This is a genomic window from Marichromatium gracile (assembly GCF_004343155.1).
Lineage (GTDB): Bacteria > Pseudomonadota > Gammaproteobacteria > Chromatiales > Chromatiaceae > Marichromatium > Marichromatium gracile.
This window is the reverse complement of record NZ_SMDC01000016.1, coordinates 62,536-81,987: the sequence shown is the minus strand read 5'-3', so window position 1 is coordinate 81,987 and position 19,452 is coordinate 62,536. Positions and strand designations below refer to the sequence as shown.

Annotated in this window: 16 protein-coding genes; 10 read left to right on the top strand and 6 right to left on the bottom strand. The window is 69.2% G+C overall.

What is annotated here, in order from left to right; translation table 11 throughout:
- The 5 genes from EDC29_RS16330 to EDC29_RS16310 form a co-directional block, all read left to right on the top strand.
- The coding region (locus EDC29_RS16330; protein ID WP_132230614.1) for a transposase at positions 1-1,003 on the top strand (1,003 nt) is incomplete at its 5' end.
- Positions 988-1,413, top strand: a complete 426-nt coding sequence (locus EDC29_RS16325; RefSeq protein ID WP_123141380.1) for a GFA family protein — start codon at positions 988-990, stop codon at positions 1,411-1,413. The genes EDC29_RS16330 and EDC29_RS16325, both read left to right, overlap by 16 nt.
- A gap of 328 nt (positions 1,414-1,741) precedes the next feature.
- Positions 1,742-3,901 carry a methyl-accepting chemotaxis protein gene (locus tag EDC29_RS16320; protein WP_123142686.1) on the top strand — a complete coding sequence of 720 codons (2,160 nt, stop codon included), beginning with the start codon at positions 1,742-1,744 and terminating at the stop codon, positions 3,899-3,901.
- Between the two features lie 61 nt (positions 3,902-3,962).
- Positions 3,963-4,196 (top strand): P-loop NTPase family protein, encoded by a 234-nt coding sequence (locus EDC29_RS16315; RefSeq protein ID WP_132230613.1) that lies wholly within the window; start codon positions 3,963-3,965, stop codon positions 4,194-4,196.
- A gap of 96 nt (positions 4,197-4,292) precedes the next feature.
- Positions 4,293-4,745 carry a VOC family protein gene (locus tag EDC29_RS16310; RefSeq protein WP_123142685.1) on the top strand — a complete coding sequence of 151 codons (453 nt, stop codon included), beginning with the start codon at positions 4,293-4,295 and terminating at the stop codon, positions 4,743-4,745.
- Between the two features lie 127 nt (positions 4,746-4,872).
- Here EDC29_RS16310 and EDC29_RS16305 read toward each other — a convergent pair whose 3' ends face one another.
- Positions 4,873-5,850: an alpha-ketoacid dehydrogenase subunit beta gene (locus tag EDC29_RS16305; RefSeq protein ID WP_132230612.1), complete on the bottom strand. Its 978-nt coding sequence runs from the start codon at positions 5,848-5,850 to the stop codon at positions 4,873-4,875.
- Between the two features lie 13 nt (positions 5,851-5,863).
- Entirely contained in the window at positions 5,864-6,829 is a 966-nt protein-coding gene (locus EDC29_RS16300) for a thiamine pyrophosphate-dependent dehydrogenase E1 component subunit alpha (protein ID WP_123142689.1), read from the bottom strand.
- A gap of 380 nt (positions 6,830-7,209) precedes the next feature.
- Here EDC29_RS16300 and EDC29_RS16295 point away from each other — a divergent pair, with 380 nt between their 5' ends.
- A complete protein-coding gene (locus EDC29_RS16295; protein ID WP_123142684.1) occupies positions 7,210-7,764 on the top strand; it encodes a cyclin-dependent kinase inhibitor 3 family protein in 555 nt (184 codons plus the stop codon).
- Between the two features lie 13 nt (positions 7,765-7,777).
- Positions 7,778-8,500 (top strand): hypothetical protein, encoded by a 723-nt coding sequence (locus EDC29_RS16290; RefSeq protein ID WP_123142683.1) that lies wholly within the window; start codon positions 7,778-7,780, stop codon positions 8,498-8,500.
- Between the two features lie 114 nt (positions 8,501-8,614).
- Here the strand turns inward: EDC29_RS16290 and EDC29_RS16285 are convergent, their stop codons facing one another.
- Positions 8,615-9,520 (bottom strand): DsbA family protein, encoded by a 906-nt coding sequence (locus tag EDC29_RS16285; protein ID WP_123142682.1) that lies wholly within the window; start codon positions 9,518-9,520, stop codon positions 8,615-8,617.
- Between the two features lie 124 nt (positions 9,521-9,644).
- Between EDC29_RS16285 and EDC29_RS16280 the strand changes: the two genes are divergently transcribed.
- The 3 genes from EDC29_RS16280 to EDC29_RS16270 all read left to right on the top strand — a co-directional run bounded on the left by EDC29_RS16280 (position 9,645) and on the right by EDC29_RS16270 (position 12,254).
- Complete coding sequence (locus tag EDC29_RS16280) at positions 9,645-10,571, top strand: LysR substrate-binding domain-containing protein (protein WP_123141386.1); 927 nt, start codon at positions 9,645-9,647, stop codon at positions 10,569-10,571.
- 352 nt (positions 10,572-10,923) lie between these two features.
- The gene (locus tag EDC29_RS17710; RefSeq protein ID WP_132230618.1) at positions 10,924-11,196 is read left to right on the top strand and encodes a hypothetical protein; all 273 of its coding nucleotides are present in this window, start codon (positions 10,924-10,926) and stop codon (positions 11,194-11,196) included.
- Positions 11,197-11,231: 35 nt separating this feature from the next.
- Positions 11,232-12,254, top strand: coding sequence for a nuclease-related domain-containing protein (locus EDC29_RS16270; RefSeq protein ID WP_132230611.1), 1,023 nt, complete (start codon positions 11,232-11,234; stop codon positions 12,252-12,254).
- Positions 12,255-12,311: 57 nt separating this feature from the next.
- Here EDC29_RS16270 and EDC29_RS16265 read toward each other — a convergent pair whose 3' ends face one another.
- From EDC29_RS16265 to EDC29_RS16255, 3 genes are all read right to left on the bottom strand, one after another.
- Entirely contained in the window at positions 12,312-13,556 is a 1,245-nt protein-coding gene (locus tag EDC29_RS16265; RefSeq protein ID WP_132230610.1) for a pectin acetylesterase-family hydrolase, read from the bottom strand.
- Positions 13,557-13,749: 193 nt separating this feature from the next.
- Positions 13,750-17,652: a phosphoribosylformylglycinamidine synthase gene (gene purL / locus EDC29_RS16260; protein ID WP_132230617.1), complete on the bottom strand. Its 3,903-nt coding sequence runs from the start codon at positions 17,650-17,652 to the stop codon at positions 13,750-13,752.
- Positions 17,653-17,785: 133 nt separating this feature from the next.
- Positions 17,786-19,231: a glycosyltransferase gene (locus tag EDC29_RS16255; RefSeq protein WP_123141391.1), complete on the bottom strand. Its 1,446-nt coding sequence runs from the start codon at positions 19,229-19,231 to the stop codon at positions 17,786-17,788.
- Between the last annotated feature and the right edge of the window lie 221 nt (positions 19,232-19,452).

The window sequence follows — 19,452 nt, the reverse complement described above, 5'->3', positions numbered from 1 at the left end:
GGGGTGGTCGGATACCGAGGTGTTGCGACGCTGGCGGTGTCTGTTCCGGGGGCCAGTGGTGGTGGAGCGGTTTCTGTCGCCTGCGACGCGGGCGGGGATGACCGAGGCGGAGCTGGAGGTGGTCGCGGGGTTGGTCGCGACCTATCGGGCGCGGCTGGCGGATCTCTCCTGGTTCATGCGGGTGCTCAACGAGTCGATCGCGCGGGCGGCGAATCGGGAGGACGGGGTGCGCGGGCGGTTCTGGGAGGGGCGCTTTCGCTCGCAGGCGATCCTCGATGAGACGGCGCTGTTGGCGGTGATGGCCTATGTCGATCTCAACCCGATTCGGGCGGGGATCGCGGAGACACCGGAGGAGAGTGCGCATACCGGGATTGCGGCACGGATTGCGGCCTTGCGGGCGGGCGATGATGGCGCGGCGAACGGGCGGCATCTCGTCGTGGCGCTGTCACCCGATACGGCAAGACGAGCACCGCCAGACGTCCATCCCGGCTCGCAACGCGCGCGTGCTGCCCAGGAGACCGCGACGTCCGAGACGGATGACACCCCGCCAGCCACGCACCCGCCCTCACCAGCCGTGACCGATCACGCCGACAGCTCGCCAGAGGCCCGCAGCACCCACCTCTGGGAGACCGTCCTCGATCGCCTGCCCGCTGCCCCACTACTGCCCTTCGGTAACCCCGCCGAGGTCCCCGCAACGATCCCCTTTACCTTCGACGGCTACCTGACCCTGGTCGACTCGCTCGGCCGTGCCCTGCATCCACGCAAGCGCGGGGCGATCCCGGCGGATCTGCCCGACATCCTCTCCCGACTCGGTATCGCGCCGGAGCGTTTCGTCGAGCACGCCGGTTTCCTGCTCAAGGGGTTTGGCGCCGCGATCGGCGCGCCAGAGCGGCTGACGGCGCTCGCCGCGCGGCGGGAGTGTCGCTATCTTCGAGGTCAGAGAAGAGCCCGGTTGCTCTTCTCTCCGCCACGACAGGAGCAACACGCATGCAGCATTCAATGAAAGGAAGACACCACGGATCATGTCTGTGTGGTCGAGTCCGCTTCGAGATCGAGGGTGATTTCGACAGCTTCTATCTGTGCTATTGCACGTATTGCCAAAAGGACACGGGGTCGGCTCACGCCGCCAATCTGTTCTCACAATCCGCGCGGCTTCATTGGATCGAAGGCAAGGCGCACGTCAAGACCTTCCAGTTGCCCAACACCCTGCACGAAAAGAGCTTCTGCATACACTGCGGATCGGCACTGCCGACACGATCGACACCTGACGCCCCGCTTGTCGTACCAGCAGGCTGTCTGGACTCAGTCGTCGGCAGACGCCCGGACGCGAAGATTTATGTGGAGAACCAGGCGGCTTGGACCCGTCAGAACCTGGACGAGCTTCCTCGTTTCAGCGGACCGCCAGCGCGTTGAGCCAATCACTCAGCGTGAGCGCTGAGCGCATAGCGAGGGGGTTCCGTGCTGGCGAGGGCCGCCCCCTTGTCCAGAGAACTCTTCGCCGATTCAGCCATCCCGGGCCCTCGCCTTCGATCACGACCCCCCCCTGGTTGGAGCGACTCGACCGCGCCCGACGCTCACGGAAGGCATGCAGCCCTGCCAACCGATACGCCCCTCCGCGAGTCGGCGCGACAAGGAGCGAGCAACAACACAAAGCGTTGAAAACCGCCGCCGCCCGACCCATGCACAGATCTTGGTAGTCGACGCAGGATACCCCCGATATATCCATGCATATGGAGGGAAGATGGTCGTCAAATCGATTCAGCAGAAGATCGCACTCATCGGTGGACTCTGCTTGCTTGCCACCGCCGGTATCCTCGTCGGCTACGGGGTCTACTCTTCCCACTCCACCCAGAGCCTCGTCTCCGAACGCGTCGAATCCCAGGCCGAGGCAGCGGCACTCGAAGAACTCGAAATCCTCGCCGGAAAATACGCAGGCGACATTCGGGCCAAGTTCGACACCGCCCTCGACACCGCCAGGACCATGGCCAACGTCTTCGCCGTAGCCCAGTCCGGCGCCGACCTCGACCTCGAACGCAGTCACGTCAACGCCATCCTTTTGAAGGTTCTGGAGGAAAACCCCGAATTCAACGGCACCTACTCCTGCTGGGAGCCCAACACCATCGACGGTCGTGATGCCGCATTCCGTGGCACAGGCGATGGCAACAACGATCAGACCGGCCGCTTCACCCCCTACTGGACACGCGACCCCAGCGGCAAGATCGACGTCCAGGCGCTGGTCGAGTACGACTCCGAGGAACGCCACCCAAACGGCGTGATGAAGGGCGGCTGGTACATCAACCCGAAGCGGACGGGGCGGGAAAGCATCCTCGCTCCCCTGCCCTATGTCGTGCAGGGCAAGCAGGTCTGGCTGGCGACGCTCTCGGTACCGATCATGGTCAATGGCCGATTTCAGGGCGTGGCCGGCACCGACTATGACCTCGATTTCGTCCAGCGCATCAGCCGGCAGATCTCCCAGAACATCTACGATGGCGAAGGTGACGTCGCCATCGTCAGCGAGCAAGGGCTGGTGATCGCCGCCAGCGCGCATCCCGAGCACATCGGACAGCCCCTCAAGGCGATCGATCCCCAGGGCTGGCAGCAAAGCCTCGAGATCATCAAGCAGGAGAAGGCGCTCGCACGCGTCGACGATGAGAGCGGGATGATCGAGGTCTTCTTCCCGATCAAGCTCGGCCGCACCGGGACCACCTGGTCGGTCATGCTCAGCGTCGACGCCCGCCTGGTCCTTGCCAAGGCCTATGCCCTGCGAGACGACATGGCCACCCAGGGACAGCGCGGCACCCTGATGCAGGTCCTCGTCAGCGTCCTGGTCGCACTGCTGGCGATGGCCGTGCTTTGGTTCGCTGCGCGCTCGATCGCCGGGCCGATCCGCCGCGCAGCGGGGCTCGCCCATGCCATCCAGACCGGGGACCTCTCGCAACGTCTTACCCATACCTCACAGGACGAGATCGGGCAGCTTGCCCGCAGCCTCGACACCATGGCCGATAGCCTGCAGGACCGTGCCGAACTCGCCGAGCAGATCTCGCGCGGCAACCTTGACCTGGATGTCGCACTGGCATCCGAGCAGGATCAGCTCGGCATCGCCCTCAAGCGTATGGTCGATAACCTCAACAACCTGGTGTCCCAAGTACAATCCGGCGCTTCACTGATCACCGAAAAGGCACAGACGGTATCGGGCCTGAGCCAGGATTTCGCCAGCGGCGCCACTCAATCGGCCGCCTCTGTCACCCAGATCAGCGCCACCATCGGCCAGATGGCAGACCAGATTCGTCAAAGCGCCGACAAGGCGGAGCGCGCAAACGCCCTCTCGAAGAATGCCGAAGCGTCGGCGCGCGACGGAGACCGGCTGATGGAAGAGCTGCGCACTGCGATGCAGCAAATCGAGCAATCGGGTCAGGACATCACCAAGATTACCCAGGTGATCGAAGAGATCGCAGCCCAAACCAACCTGCTCGCCCTGAACGCGGCCATCGAGGCGGCACGCGCCGGTGAGCACGGTCGCGGCTTCGCGGTGGTCGCCGACGAGGTGCGTCAGCTGGCGGCGCGCAGCGCCGAGGCCGCCCAGCAGACCGCCCAACTGATCCAAAGCACGGCGACTCGCACCACCAAGGGTCTGGAGCTCACCGATGAGACCGCCAGCGCCCTGCAGACGATCGTCTCCGGCTCCTCCGAGACATCCTCTCTGGTGGGGGATATCGCACTCGCGGCCAACGAACAGGCCAGCGGAGTCGAGCAGTTGAGCGATGCCATCTCGCAGATCGACGAGGTCATCAATCACAACAGCAACAGCGCAGAACAGTCCTCGATGGCCGCGCACACCCTCACCGAGCAAGCCGCCCAACTCGAGCAGCTGATCGCGACCTTCAAGGTTCGGACACGCTGAACCCACGCCGGCGCCCCTCAGCGGCGACGGCGGGTCGATACGCATCGCGCTGATCGGCGCCATGCTCTCGGCGGCGGACTTGCCGACCCTCGACGAGCCGAGCAACCATCTCGACCGGCCCTCGCTGCTCGCGCTGGAGCAGCTGTTGCGCGACGACCAGGGAGCGCTGGAGGTGGTCTCCCACGACGACGCCTTTCTGGACGCGCTGGACGCCTGGTCGGCGGCGCCGAGGGCTGGCGGCTGGAGCCGTGGACCTGAACGGCGCAGGGCGCGTCATCGCGCTCTCGTCTGTTGACAGCGACGCCCCGGGCAAGAAAGCTCAGGGCTTGGGCCGTCATGGACGCGCCCGCCCACGAACCCAGCCATTCCTCACCGGAGCCGCCGACGAGACATGCGTATCTCCTTCAGCCACACCAACATCGTCGCCCAGGACTGGAAGCGGCTCGCGACCTTCTACACCAACGTCTTCGGCTGCACGCCAAAACCACCCGAACGCGATCTGGCGGGCGACTGGCTCGACCGCCTGACGGCCATTGACTCCGTTCACATACGGGGGATCCACCTCCTGCTGCCGGGCTTCGACGACACCGGTCCGACACTGGAGATCTTCCAATACGATCAACAGGACACGCAGGCGAGGAAGGCCATCAACACCTTCGGCTTCGGCCACATCGCCTTCGCCGTCGACGATGTCGACGCCTGTCTGCAGAAGGTGCTCGATCACGGCGGATCAACCGTCGGCGAGACCGTCCATGGCGATGTCGGTGGCCTCGGCGCCATCCATCTGGTCTACGCCAAGGACCCCGAAGGCAACATCATCGAGATCCAGAAGTGGCAGGACTGAGGCAGCAGGACGAAGCGCCGCGCCGTCGACGATCTCGGTCGTCGACGGCGCGGCGCATGCGTATACGGGCACCCATGCTCGGGAGCGAACGACACCCGGAGACGACGGAGCGCCTCCGGGGTCGGGGTCAGACGATCTCGCGGATCGCCGCGACCACCTGCCCCGCGTCGGGGATGTAGAACTGCTCCAGCGGCGGGCTGGCCGGGACCGGGATGTCCGGGCCGGTGACCCGGCGCAGCGGGGCCTTGAGGTCGGCGAAGGCCTGCTCCATGACCACGGCGGCGATCTCGCCGGCGAAACCGCCGGTGCGGGTCGCTTCGTGCAGCACCACCAGACGTCCGGTCTTGCGTACCGAGGCGAGGATGGTCTCGCTGTCCAATGGGGTCAGGGTTCGCAGGTCGACGACCTCGACATCGACGCCCTCGCCGGCCAGCCGTTCGGCCGCCTGCATGGCGACACCGAGCATCTTCGACCAGGTGACGACGGTGACATCGGTGCCGGCGCGCTTGATGTCGGCCTTGCCGATGGGGATGGTGTAATCGTCCTCCGGCACCGCGTCCGGGGCGAAGTAGAGCCCCATGTCCTCAATGAAGATGACCGGGTTGTCGTCGCGGATGGCGGACTTCAACAGCCCCTTGGCGTCGGCCGGGGTGGCGGGCATCACCACCTTCAGCCCCGGACAGTGTGCGACCCAGGCCTCGAGGTTATGCGAGTGCTGGCAACCGGCGCCGAAACCGGCCCCGCTCTTGATCCGCACCACCAGCGGGAAGCGGGTCTTGCCGCCGGAGAGATAGCGCAGCTTGGCGGCGTGGTTGATGATCATGTCCGAGGCCAGGGTGAAGAAGGGGTTGAACATCACCTCCACCACCGGGCGCAGCCCACCGGCGGCGGCACCGACCGCGAGCCCGGCGATCGCCGCCTCCGAGACCGGGGTGTCCTTCACCCGCCCGGGACCGAAGGCCTCGAGCAGCCCCGCGGTCGGCATCATCGGGCTGTCGTGGATGCCGACCCCGATGCCCTCGCCGGCGAGGAAGATCCGTGAATCGCGCGCCATCTCCTCGCGCAGCGCCTGATTGACCGCCTGGCCCATTCCGAGTGTTTGCATCGTCATCTCCCCCTCACGCGACCCAGACATCGTCGAGCGCCTCGTGCGGCTCGGGCCACGGGCTCTCCTCGGCAAAGCGCACCGCCTCGGCGACGGCGGCGGCGGTGCTCGCGCGCAGGTCATCGAGCTCGGCATCGGACAGCTCGCCGTGTGCGCGCAGCGTCTCGCTCAACCGCTCGATGGGACAGCGCGCCTTCCAGGCGGCGATCTCCTCGGCGGGCTGGTAGCGCTGTGGGTCACCCTCGCCGTGACCGCGCCAGCGGTAGGTCATGCACTCGATCAGCGTCGGTCCCGCGCCGGCCAGAGCGCGCTCGCGGGCGCGCCGGGTGGCCTCGAACACCGCCGGCGCATCGTTGCCGTCGACCTGCTCGCCCGGCATGCCGTAGGCATCGGCGCGGGTCGCCAGCGACTCGATCGGGGTGTGCTCGTCATAGCCCTGCGCGGCGGCATAGCGGTTGTTCTCGCACACGAAGACCACCGGCAGGCGCCAGAGCCCGGCGAGGTTGAGCGCCTCGTGGAAGGAGCCCTCGCTGGTCGCCCCATCGCCGAAGAAGCACAGCGTCACCGCCTCGTCACCACGATACTGCTGGGCAAAGCCCAGCCCGGTGGCGATGGGGAAGCCGCCGCCAACCACCGTGGTGGTGCAGAGCGCGTTGACCTCGGGCACCGCCAGATGCAGCGTGCCGCTCTTGCCCTTGTTGCAACCGGTGCGCCGACCGAAGATCTCGGCCATCAGCGCCTTCGGGTCGGCGCCGCGAGCGAGCAGGTGGTGATGACTGCGATGATTGGTGACGATGACATCCGCCGGCGACAGCGCGGCGCAGGCCCCCGAGCCGACCGCCTCCTGCCCCGTCGCCAGGATCATCATGCCGTGGATCTTGTCGGGCTGCTGGCACAGCTCGGTCAGGGTTTCCTCGAAACGCCGCGCCAGGAGCATGGTGCGCAGCATCTCGAGCCTCTGCTGGGTGGAAACGGTCATCAGGAACACTCTCTAAACGTTTCGTCGCTGTCACGGGATCGGCCGGTTGCCCGCGCCGATCTCCGGGACCTATGGCGAGGATGGAGACCCTGCCCTCCCCCGGCAACGACCGCACGCCAGGGACCGGCCAGGGGACCTCGAACCTGGGATCAGCCTATCCCGACTCCCCTGCTCTGATAAGACGGCAGAATCGCCAAGGACTGTTGCACTGATGCACCAATCAACCCATGACTGGTGCGCTCGCTCCACCAGGAGCGGACGCGCCGCCCGCCGCCCCAGCGGGAGCGCCGCCATCGCGGCACGCGACCGCGGGAGGAGTCCGCCCCGACGCTTTGCTAAACTCCCATGCCCATGTCCTTCACCCCACATCGAGTGGTGTTATGTCAGCGGCCCGGACCAGCCAGACGCATCCCTTGCAGATCGCCGAGGTCCGAGCGAGCCCGTCGCACGGCCGGATCGGGATCACCTTCTGCCCGGGCAAGCAGGACCCCTTCGCCCACACCGGCGCCTGGCGACGCGACCTCGCCGCCGATCTCGACGTCATCGTCGCCTGGGGCGCGGCCCTGGTGCTGACGCTGGTCGAGCCCGCCGAGCTGGTGACGCTCAAGGTGCCCGAGCTGGGCGAGGCGGTGCGGCGCCGGGGCATCGACTGGCGTCACCTGCCGATTGCCGACTACTCGGTGCCGAGCCCGGCCTTCGAGACCCAGTGGCTCACCCACGGCCCCGAGATCCGCCAGCGGCTCCGCGATGGCAAGGCCGTGCTGGTGCACTGCCGGGGAGGGCTGGGCCGCGCGGGCATGATCGCCGCCCGTCTGCTCGTCGAGCTGGGCATGGACCCCGAGACGGCGATCCGCGAGGTTCGTGGCGCGCGCAAGGGCGCCATCGAAACCTCCTCGCAACTCGCCCTGGTGCGCCGCACCCGACCCATCGACTGAGCCAGGAGCCACGATGATCTCCGCCAGAGCACCCGTGGACACCGACGCCATGCAGCGCATCGGCGGCCAGTTGGGCACCAACCCCGCGGGTCTCTTCCAGGACGCGGACGGACGGCGTTACTACGTCAAGACGCTGGAGTCGCCGATGCACGCGCGCAACGAGATGCTCGCAGCCCGCCTCTACGCGCTGACCGGGGCGCCGACCCTGACCTATGTGCGCACCACGCGGACCGATCAGGTCGCAACCGAATGGGTCGAGCTCGACAAGCGCTGCGTGGCCCACCTCAGCGAGCGCGAGCGCAGACAGGCCCAACGCTGGTTCGGCGTGCACGCCTGGACGGCCAACTGGGACGCCGCCGGCTTCGACGGCGACAACCAGGGCGTGGTCGACGACCGGGTGCTGACGCTCGACCTCGGCGGCGCGCTGTCGTTCCGCGCCCACGGCGACCCCAAGGGCAAGGCCTTCGGCACCCGGGTGGATGAGCTCGACGTGCTGCGCGATGACGCCGGCAACCCGCACGCCGTCAGGCTCTTCGGCGATATGCGGGCCGAGGCCATCGCGGCGGCCATCGCGGTGGTGACACGGCTCCCGGACGCGCGCATCCGCGCGGTCATCGACGAGGGCGGCGGCAGTCAGAAACTCGCCGACAAGCTGATCGCGCGCAAGGCGGACATGGCCGCGCGGCTCGATGCCATGGCCTCGTTCAGAGAGGCGCGGCAGACACCGACGGCCTGACCGGCGCAGACCACCACCCCGTGCGAGCCGAACCGGCCCGGTCGAGACAGCAGCGAGCATCAGGGCCAGTCCGCACCCCGCCCCCACCTCCCCCCACCGGTGAGGATCCCCCTGTCAGGCGACGCAGAGTCCGGCGGCCGGATCACAGCCGGCCGCGCCGCCGACCGCCTCCCAGAAGCAGCCGTTGCCCGCAACCACGCGCCGGACCGATCCGGCACCCTCCAGCACGGCGAGATGGCGCTCCAGCTCCGGTACGGACAGCTCGAGGATGGTGGCCAACTCGACCGGGGCCATCCGCCCAAGGGTGTGGATGAGTTCAAGCAGCCCCTCGGCGCCACCGCGCGGCGCGCGCCAGCACAGCGCGCCCTCGCTCAGGCTCTCGATCACCGCGCGCATGTTCGCCAAGCCCTGATAGCCGTGCAGCGCCAGCGCGCGCTCGCCGAAGACGAGCCGGAAGCTCGGGAAGCCGCGCACCCCGGCTCGACGGGTCAGCGCCAGATCGGCGCGGAAGGCGTGCTCGGCGGAGCCGTCCTCCAGACGCCCGATGAAGGTCGCGAGATCGAGCCCGACCTCGTCGGCCAGCTCGATCAGCACCTCACGCCGTCCGGTCTCGCGCGCCTCGGCGGCCGATGCCTCGCGGAGACGACGCAGATAGCGCGGCGCCAGCCGCGGATCGGTCAGCTCGGCGGCCTTGCAGGCGATGTTCTGCGGATGGGTCGAGACCGTCTCGGCGCCGAACAGCCGGAAGCCCTCGCTCCGTACCGGCATGCCGTGACGCGCCGAGGCCTCCAGCCAGTGCGCGGCGATCGCCGCGTTGGCCTGTTCGGGGTCGCCGCCGATGGCGTTGGCGCGGTCGTAAAAGGTACGGATGTCCTCGACCAGCCCGCCCATCACCGGGCGGATACGCAACTGATCGCCATAACCGATCCGCAGCGCACGCAGCACCGGCTCGCTCCCCCAGCACCAGGTACAGACCGGGTCGGTGAAGGCGAGGAGTTCGAGGGGCGGCTGATCTGTCATCGGGGGGACCTCATCGGATGGGCGGCCTGGGGCCGGGTGACGCTGGAGCCAGGGTACTGTCGTGCCGGGCCGGTGATAAGATGCGGGATCGCCAAAGACTGTTGCGCCAGAGCACCAATCAGCCGTGGACGACTTCAACGACCTGGTCTATTTCACCTCCGTGGTCGAGCACCATGGCTTCTCCGCCGCCGCCCGCGCCACCGGGGTCGAGAAGACCCGACTGAGCCGACGGATCGCGGCGCTGGAATCGCGCCTCGGGGTGAGGCTGCTGCACCGCTCGACGCGGCGCATCGCGCTGACCGAGGCCGGAGAACGGTTCTACGCCCACTGCCGGGCGGCGGTGGAAGGCGCGCGGAGCGCCTACGAGAGCGTCGCCGACCTGCGCCGCGAGCCCGCCGGCACCGTGCGCTTGACCTGTCCCCAGGTGATGGCGGAGAGCTATCTGGCCCCTATCCTCGCGAACTATCTGACCGAGTACCCCAAGGTTGACCTGATGGTGGAGGCCACCGATCGCGTGGTCGACCTGTTCGACGGACGCTTCGACCTGGCGCTGCGCCCAAGCGCCCGCATCGACGAGGCGCTCGATCTGGTGGCCCGGCCGCTGGCCGACGCGCACCGTATCCTGGTCGCCAGTCCCGTCTATCTCAAACGGCGAGGACAACCCACGGGACCAGAGAAACTATCGGCCCACGACGTCATCTGTCGCTCCGAGGAATCGACCGACGGCCAGACACGCTGGCGACTCACCGGACCGAAGGGGCAGCGCATGACGCTCCAACTCTCCCCGCGCGTCGAGACCAACGACATGCGGTTGCTGCAAGAGGTCGTCTGCCGCGGGCTCGGGATCGGGCTGTTGCCCGAGCCCGTCGTCGCCACGGCGATCCGAGCCGGCACGCTGATGCAGATCCTGCCACAGTGGACCGGCACCACGCACCACATCTATCTGCTCTATCACAGCCCACGCGGCATGCTGCCCTCGGTGCGCAGCCTGATCGACTACTTGATCGAACACCTGCCGGCAAGCCTCCGAGCCGTCTCCAATACCGGCTGAACGCGCCCGGCCGGGGAGATTGAACCGCGAAGGAAAAGCTATCAGCCGCCACTGGGCGCGCTTCCTCCCGCCGTTGACGCAAGACATCAGCCTCTAGCGCCATTATGGGCGCCAATCCTCCCCACTGGGGGCTGGGGGCTGGGGGCTGGGGGCTGGGGGCTGGGGGCTGGGGGCTGGGGGCTGGGCATCGTAGTTTGGCTGCCCACCGATCCAGTGTCATGCACGCGCTGGCGCAACTGATGACCCGAGGCACCGATGGCGACAACCGCCTGGCCGTCACCGCCCGCCATCACCCCAGTGAGGGCGTGACCGATTCAGCGCGGGAGCACGTCGGCGGCAATCGGTATCGAGGCTGCCCGGCTGGCCGCCGCTACCGGGCGACTACCTGGTCGGCGATGCCACGGCGCCGGTGGCCCTGTGCACGCTCTCCGACCGGCCGCCACTCGAACCGCTCACGGCGCTACCTAGGGTGGCGATCGCGGGACGGCTGGTCACGGTGAACCTGGACATCGAGCAGCCGAGATCGCGCTGCGCCTCGGGCTCGACTACCACCAGGACCGACGGCTGGAGCGGCGTTGCAGGATGTCGCACCCAGTCACGCCCTGAGGGAGCGGCGGCGGGGTAGACTCAGCCCTCACCGACACGGACAGGGCCGCACCCATGGACGGACTCCGCCCCCTGATCGGGGAGATCGCCAACCAGCTCTTCACCCAGCTCCGGCCCCTGGTCATCCAGGTCGGCCCGACGCTCCTGGGGCTGTTACTGCTCGCCACCGTGCTCCCCCGCCTGCTCGCCGCGCTTCGGCCCCGCCTGCGCGGCTGGAGCGGCGAGCGCCGGGTGGCGCGCGTGCTCGATCGTCACTGCCTGGCGACCTGTCACGACCGGCTGCTGGCGGACGGGCGCGGCGGCTGGACACAGATCGACCATCTCGCCCTCACCGCCGAGACGATCTGGGTGATCGAGACCAAGCACTTCGGCTGCCACATCCTCGGGCGCGCGCACGAGGCGCGCTGGACCCAGCGCTGCGGACGCAACCAGCATGATTTCCAAAATCCGTTGCGCCAGAACCACGCCCACCTGCAGGCGGTCCGGGCACGACTCGGTGACGCACACCAACCACGCGGACTGGTGGTGTTCAGTGGACGCGCCAGCTTTGCCCGCGGGAGACCGGCGGGCGTGACCACGCTGGCCGAGCTGCCCGAGGTCCTGGGCGCATCAGCCGGCCAGAGTGCCCCCATCGCGCTACAGCTCGCCTGGGAGGATCTGCTCGATGCCACCCGTGACGACAAAAGCACCCGTCGCGCGCACCTCGACCAGCTCACCGCCCGTCATGGCTGCACGACCGGACGCCTGCGCCGTCGCGTCATCTCCCTGCTCGGACTCATCGGCCTCGCGCTGACGATACTCGGCTGGCAGTCGCTCACCCAGCCCTGGCGCATGCCGGTTACCGCCCCGGAGCGGCTCGTCGCGCCCGCGCCTGCCCCGACACCCACACCGCGCTCCCAGCACGTCCGAGCCACTGTCGACCAGCCCAGTACCCGGAGCAGCATCGACTGGAGCCACCCCGAGTCCGTCGAGACCGAGGCGTGCAAGCTGGCGATCATCTCGGTGCTGATCGAGGACACGGCGGAGACGCGCCGCCAGCGCGCGGCGGCCTGTGACAAGACGACGGCAACGCCCTGAACGGCAAGAGATGTACCCGATCGTCCCCGACGCCTCGCGGCGCCGGGGACAATCAGGCTAGAGCGTGGAGAGATCCAGCCCCTCGGGCGGCAGACAGGCGGGGACGCAGCTGGCGTTGCGCCAGTCGCTGCCGAAGGTCCAGCGGCGTTCGATCATGTCGCTGAACCAGTCGACCAGTTCGATACCGCCGGCGCTGTCCTCGCTGAAGAAGTCGTCGTAGAAGGAGACCATGTGGGTCTGCCCCTGGGCGAGGTAGAAGCGATAGTTCCAGGTGGTGAAGGCGGTGCCCCACATCGAGGCGCGCGCGCGGGTGGTCCACTCCAGCCCGGAGAGCAGCAGATAGACCGGATCGAACCAGCGCTCGGGATTGCCGAGGTTGGAGGAGACGTTGAAGAAGAGCACCTGCACGGCGTCATAGGCGCGGGTGTACTGACCGAAACGGGCGTCCGGGTACTGCCAGCCGAGGGTGTTGAGCAGCCCCGGCACCAGCTGGCCGGCGCCGTCGTCGAAGGCCGAGGCGATCTCGGGGTCGAGGTTCTCCTGCGCGCCCCACACCCCGTCGGCCTCGAGCGCGCGCTCGAACAGGTCCTCGGAGATCACCCCGTTGGAGGAGTCGACCAGGACTCGCACCCGCTCGACCCCGGGGAAGCGCCGGGCGAGCGCGGGATAGTTGTAGAGCACGCCGTAACCGCCGGCGCTGGCGCCGACCAGGACGATCTCCTCGGGCGGCTCACCGACCTCGTTGGCGTAATAGTCGGCGAGGTACTCGAGCACCGCGATGACGTTGTCGTGCCCGCGATGATAGATGGTCCAGTCGCCGCCGTCGGGCAGCGGATAGCTGGTGTCGCGCGCGCCCAGGTGCAGGTCGCCGGTGCAGTACGGCAGATAGACCTGGAGATGGTCGCGCAACGGGTTGTCGTCGCGATCGATGTCGAACACCCCGCCGAAGCCTGCCAGCTCCGCGGGGGTCTCGTCGACCTCGGGGTAATAGAGCACGTCGCCGTCGAGCGCGGCGTCGATACAGGTGCCGGCGTCCCAGCAGGCGCCACCGCCGTCGAAGAACAGCAGCAGTCGTGCGGGATCACCGTCGCGGACGAAGAAGGCGTAGTCGGTGTCGGTGGCCACCACCTCACCCTCCTCCAGCCGCGGCGAGCCGGAGCAGGCGGGGGTGCGAAACACCCCGTCGGTGTCGACGAAGGACGCGGCGGCATCGATCCGCTGCCAGTCTTCGGCGCTGGCAACATGGGGCGCGAGCGCGGTGGCGACGAGCAGGGCGCACAGGGTCAGTCTGGAGACTTCCATGGGGCATCACCTCAATGTGATCACGATCCAGGGAGACGCGCCCGACGATTGGCCGGGGCGTGTCTCCCGCTTCCCTCCCCCCGATCCATCGAACAGGGGCGAAGACATGGACGGGCGCGCCGACGCGCCGCGTCATCCAGACGCCATGATACGCCGCGCCCGCCGGCGGCGGGCGCGGGCGCGATCGCGGGGATCAGTCGACCCAGACCCGGGCGTTGCGGAACAGCCGCATCCAGGGCGCATCCGCGCCCCAGCCATCCGGGTGCCAGCTGTGCTGCACGGTGCGGAAGACCCGCTCGGGGTGCGGCATCATGATGGTCACCCGACCGTCGTCGGTGGTCAGACCGGCGATGCCCTCGGGCGAGCCGTTGGGGTTGGCCGGATACTGCTCGGCGACATGACCGTCGTTCTCGACATAGCGCACCGCCACCGCCGCGCGCGCCGCGGCGAGATGGGCCTCGTCGCGGAACTCGGCGCGTCCCTCGCCGTGGGCCACCGCCACCGGCATCCGCGAGCCGGCCATACCGGCGAGCAGCAGCGAGCGGGTGTCGGCCACCTCGAGCATCAGCGTGCGCGCCTCGAACTGCTCGGAGCGGTTGCGCACGAAGCGCGGCCAGTGACCGGCGCCGGGGATCAGCTCGTGCAGGTTGGAGAGCATCTGACAGCCGTTGCACACGCCCAGGGCGAAGGTGTCGGTGCGCTCGAAGAAGGCCTGGAACTGATCGCGGGCGCGGGCGTTGAAGAGGATGGTCTTGGCCCAGCCCTCGCCGGCGCCGAGCACGTCGCCGTAGGAGAAGCCGCCGCAGGCGACCAGACCGCGGAAGCGGCTCAGCTCGGCGCGACCGGCAACGACGTCGGAGAGATGCACGTCGACGCACTCGAACCCGGCGGCGTGGAAGGCCGCGGCCATCTCCACCTGACCGTTGACGCCCTGCTCGCGCAGGATCGCCATCGGCGGGCGCGCGCCACGGGCGATATAAGGCGCGCTGAGGTCCTCGGCCGGGTCGAAGCCGAGGCTGGCGTTGAGCCCGGGATCGGCGGCATCGGCGATGCGCGCATAGGCCTCGTCGGCGCACTCCGGGTCGTCGCGCAGCGTCTGCATGCGATGGCTGGTCGCCGACCAGGTGCGCTGCAGCTCGGCACGGGTGGCAGCGAACAGGGTCTGCTCACCGCGCCGGATGCGCACCCGACCATCGACCGAGGGCGCGCCGAGACGGGTCACGCAATCGCCCAGACCAACCGACTCGAACTCGGCCAGCACCGCAGCGCGCGCCGCGCTCGGCACCTGCACCACCGCGCCCAGCTCCTCGTTGAACAGCACCGCCAGGTCGTCGACGGCGAGCGGCGCGAGATCGATGTCGAGCCCGCAACGACCGGCGAAGGCCATCTCGGCGAGGGTGGCGAGCAGACCGCCGTCGGAGCGGTCGTGATAGGCGATCAGGTGGCCCTGGGCGCGCAGCGTCTGGATCGCGGCGAAGAAGCCGCTGAGCAGCGCCGGGTCGTCGAGATCGGGCGCGACCTCGCCGAGCTGGCCGTAGACCTGCGCCAGACAGGAGCCGCCGAGCCGGTTGGCGCCCCGCCCGAGATCGACGAGCAGCAGCTCGGTGTCGCCGAGGTCGGTGCGCAGCTGCGGGGTCAGGGTGGTGCGCGCGTCACGCACCGGGGCGAAGGCCGAGACGATCAGCGACAGCGGCGCGGTCATCTCGCGCCGCTCGCCCTCGGGCCCCTGCCACACCGTCTTCATGCTCATCGAGTCCTTGCCGACCGGGATGGCGATGCCGAGCGCCGGACACAGCTCCAGGCCCACGGCGCGCACCGTGTCGTAGAGCCGCGCGTCCTCGCCGGGATGACCGGCCGCGGCCATCCAGTTGGCCGAGAGCTTGATGTCGCCGATACGGGCGATGTCGGCCGCGGCGATGTTGGTCAGCGCCTCGCCGACGGCCATCCGCCCCGAGGCCGGGGCGTCGAGCAGCGCCAGCGGGGTGCGCTCGCCCATCGCCATCGCCTCACCGGTGTAGCCCTGGTAGTCGCTCAGGGTCACCGCGCAGTCGGCCACCGGCACCTGCCAGGGACCGACCATCTGATCGCGCGCCACCTGACCGGTGATGCTGCGGTCCCCGATGGTGATGAGGAAGCTCTTGTCGGCCACCGTGGGCAGACCGAGCACCCGCTCGACGGCCTCGTCGAGGGTGATCGCGGCGGTGTCGAGCGGCGCGCGGCGCGGGCTGACGTGACTGACCTCGCGGTGCATCTTCGGCGGCTTGCCGAAGAGCAGCGACATCGGCATGTCGATCGGGGTGTCGTCGAGCTGACGATCGCCGAGCTTGAGTTCCTCGGACGCGGTCGCCTCGCCGACCACCGCGTAGGGGCAGCGCTCACGCTCGCAGATGGCGCGGAAGCGCTCGAGCCGCGCGGCGTCGACCGCCAGCACGTAGCGCTCCTGGGCCTCGTTGCACCAGATCTCCATCGGCGACATGCCGGGATCGGCGTTGGGCACCTCGCGCAGCTCGAAGCGCCCGCCGCGCTCGCCGTCGTGCACCAGCTCGGGCAGCGCGTTGGACAGCCCGCCGGCGCCGACGTCGTGGATGAAGAGGATCGGGTTGTCCTCGCCGAGCGCCCAGCAGCGGTCGATGACCTCCTGACAGCGGCGTTGCATCTCGGGGTTGGCGCGCTGCACCGAGGCGAAGTCCAGGTCCTCGGCCGAGGCGCCGGTGGCCATGCTCGAGGCCGCGCCGCCGCCGAGCCCGATCAGCATCGCCGGACCGCCGAGCACGATCAGCGGGGTGCCGGCGGGGAAGGACTGCTTGTTGACGTGCTCGGCGCGGATGTTGCCGAGCCCGCCGGCGATCATGATCGGCTTGTGATAGCCGCGCAGCTCGTCCTCGCCCTCGGCGAGACCGGGGACGGTCTGCTCGTAGGTGCGGAAGTAGCCGGCGAGATTGGGCCGGCCGAACTCGTTGTTGAAGGCCGCCGCGCCGATCGGCCCCTCGAGCATGATGTCGAGCGCCGAGACGATGCGCCCGGGCTTGCCGTGGTCGACCTCCCAGGGCTGCTCGAAGCCGGGGATGCGCAGGTTGGAGACCGAGAAGCCGCACAGCCCGGCCTTGGGCTTGGAGCCCTGGCCGGTGGCGCCCTCGTCGCGGATCTCGCCGCCGGAGCCGGTGGCCGCGCCGGGATCGGGGGCGATGGCGGTCGGGTGGTTGTGGGTCTCGACCTTCATCAGCACGTGGATCGGCTCGGCGTGCGCGCCGTAGACGCCGCTGTCGGGGTCGGCGAGGAAGCGCTGCCCCATGCTGCCCTCGATCACCGCCGCGTTGTCGCTGTAGGCCGAGAGCACGCCCTCGGGCGCGCACTGGGTGGTGTTGCGGATCATCGCAAACAGCGAGCGCTGCTGCGCCTCGCCGTCGATGGTCCAGTCGGCGTTGAAGATCTTGTGACGACAGTGCTCGGAGTTGGCCTGGGCGAACATCATCAGCTCGACGTCGCTGGGGTTGCGCCCGAGCGCGCCGAAGCTCTCGGCGAGATAGTCGATCTCGTCCTCGGAGAGCGCGAGCCCCAACTCAGTGTTGGCCGCGACCAGCGCCGCGCGCCCGCCGCCGAGCAGATCGACGCGACGCAGTGCGCGCGCCTCGGCGCGCACGAACAGCTGCTCGGCCTCCTCCAGCGCGCCCAGCACCACCTGGGTCATGCGGTCGTGGAGCAGCTCGGCGGCGCGCGCCAGCAGCGCCGCCTCGGGCACCGTGCCGTCCTCCAGGGTGACGTAGTAGGCGATGCCGCGCTCGATGCGCTCGACCGCCGCCAGCCCGCTGTTGTGGGCGATGTCGGTGGCCTTGGTCGACCACGGCGAGATGGTGCCGGGGCGCGGCACCGCCAGCGCCAGTCCGCCCTCGGGGTCGTGCTGGGGCAGGCTCGGGCCATAGCTCAGCAGGCGTTCGAGCACCTGCTGCTCGGACCAGTCCAGCGGGCGCGAGAGCTGGGCGAAATGAACGTATTCGGCATAGACCCGCAGCGGACGGGCGGTATGCGCGCTCAGCCGCTCGGCGAGCTTGCGTAGACGGAGATCGGAAAGGGCGGGCGCGCCACGGAGGACCAGCATTGGCAATGTGCTCATGGTTCGGGTTTCAAGCGAAGACCGAACATGATACTTGACCAAGGCCCCAAAAATCGCCACCCGGGACGCGATTTTCGCCCCGGGTGGCGCCCCAACCGTCGGTTGCCCGGGGCGCGACTCAGGCGCCGGGCTCGCCGGGTCGGTCGAGCAGCAGCGCATCGCGCAGCTGCAGCGCGCCGACCCCGAGCAGCCCCCCGATCACCACCAGCAGATAGATCACCGCGACGGGCTGCTGCAACAGCACGAAGCCGAGCAACGCGAGCCCCGCGGCGAGTTCCGGCAGACCGCCGCGCCACTGGCGGCGGCGCGCACCGGGACCACCCCGACGCTTTGGGGTACGGACAAACTCGCTGCGATGACCGAGCAGCGCCTCGGCCCCGGCGCGGGCATTGGAGAGCAGCAAGCCGCTGGTGAGCACCAAGGCACCGGCGACCTCGCGCGCGGTCTCCCGCACCCCGCCCCCGTGACCGGCGAGCAGCAGGAAGCCGACCGGCGCGACCAGCCCGAGCACCGAGGCGGTGATCGCCACCGTGCCCAGCAGCGCTCCGCCGACCGCCGCCCCGGCGATGAACGGCAGCCCCATCAGCAGACACAGCGAGCCGAGCAGGAAGGCCAGCGGCTGGGCCAGCTCGAGACCGATCAGCAGCTTCTGCCACGGCGCCAGGCGCGGGCTCGACCAGACCATCGGGGCGAGCTTGAGGAAGCACTGGGCGAAGCCCTTGCTCCAGCGAAACTGCTGGGCGCGCCAGGCGCGCGTCGAGGTCGGCAGCACCGCCGGCACCTCCAGCGCGCCGAGGAAGGCCGAGCGCCAGCCGCGCAGGTGCGCGCGCAGACTCAGGTCCAGGTCCTCGGTGAGGGTGTCGCCGTGCCAACCGCCGGCGGACTCGATCGCCGCGCGACGCCACACCCCGCCGGTGCCGTTGAAGGGCACCGGCAGGCCGAGCCGCCAGCGCGCCTCCTGCTCGACGCGGAAATGGGCATCGAGCAACCGCGCCTGCACCCGGGTGAGCAGGCTGTGGTCACGGTTGCGGTGCGCCCAGCGGGTCTGCACATAGGCCAGCCCCGGATCGGCCTCGAGCACCGCCACGGTGCGACGCAGGAAGTCCGGCGGCGGTGCGAAGTCGGCGTCGAAGATTGCCACCAGCGGCGCCTCCGAGCACTCCAGTCCGGCGGCCAGGGCGCCGGCCTTGAAGGCGGTGCGCTCGCGCCGGTGGATCAGCTCGACGCGCAGCCCGGCGGCACGGGCGCGGGCCACCGCCTGCTCGCTGAGCGCCAGCGAGTCGTCGGTGCTGTCATCGAGCACCTGTACGTGCAGCCGCTCGCGCGGCCAGTCGAGCGCGGCCATGTGTTCGAGCAACGGGCCGATCAGTTCGCCCTCGTTGTAGAGCGGCAGCTGCACCAGCACCTCGGGCAGTCGCTCGGGATCGAGTGCGGCGCTGGCGAGCGCTCGCCGGGGCGCGAGCAGGCGCGCCAGACTCAGGGTCGCCAGATTGGCGGAGAACAGCGTCAACACCACCAGGGTGAGCGCGAGGAGCGGAATGAGCAACCATTCCAGTGCAGTCATAGCGATCGGTATCCGTCAGGCTTCAACAACACCACCCCGACGCCGTAGACGTCGGGGTGGCAGGGAGGTGGCGGCGTCACGCGGACGCCGGCGCGGGAAAATCACTGGGATCGATGAGGGATTCTACGCCCTCGCGGGACGGACGCAATGCGGCCAGCGGCCAGCGGCCAGCGGCCAGCGGCCAGCGGCCAGCGGCCAGCGGCCAGCGGCCAGGATTGAAC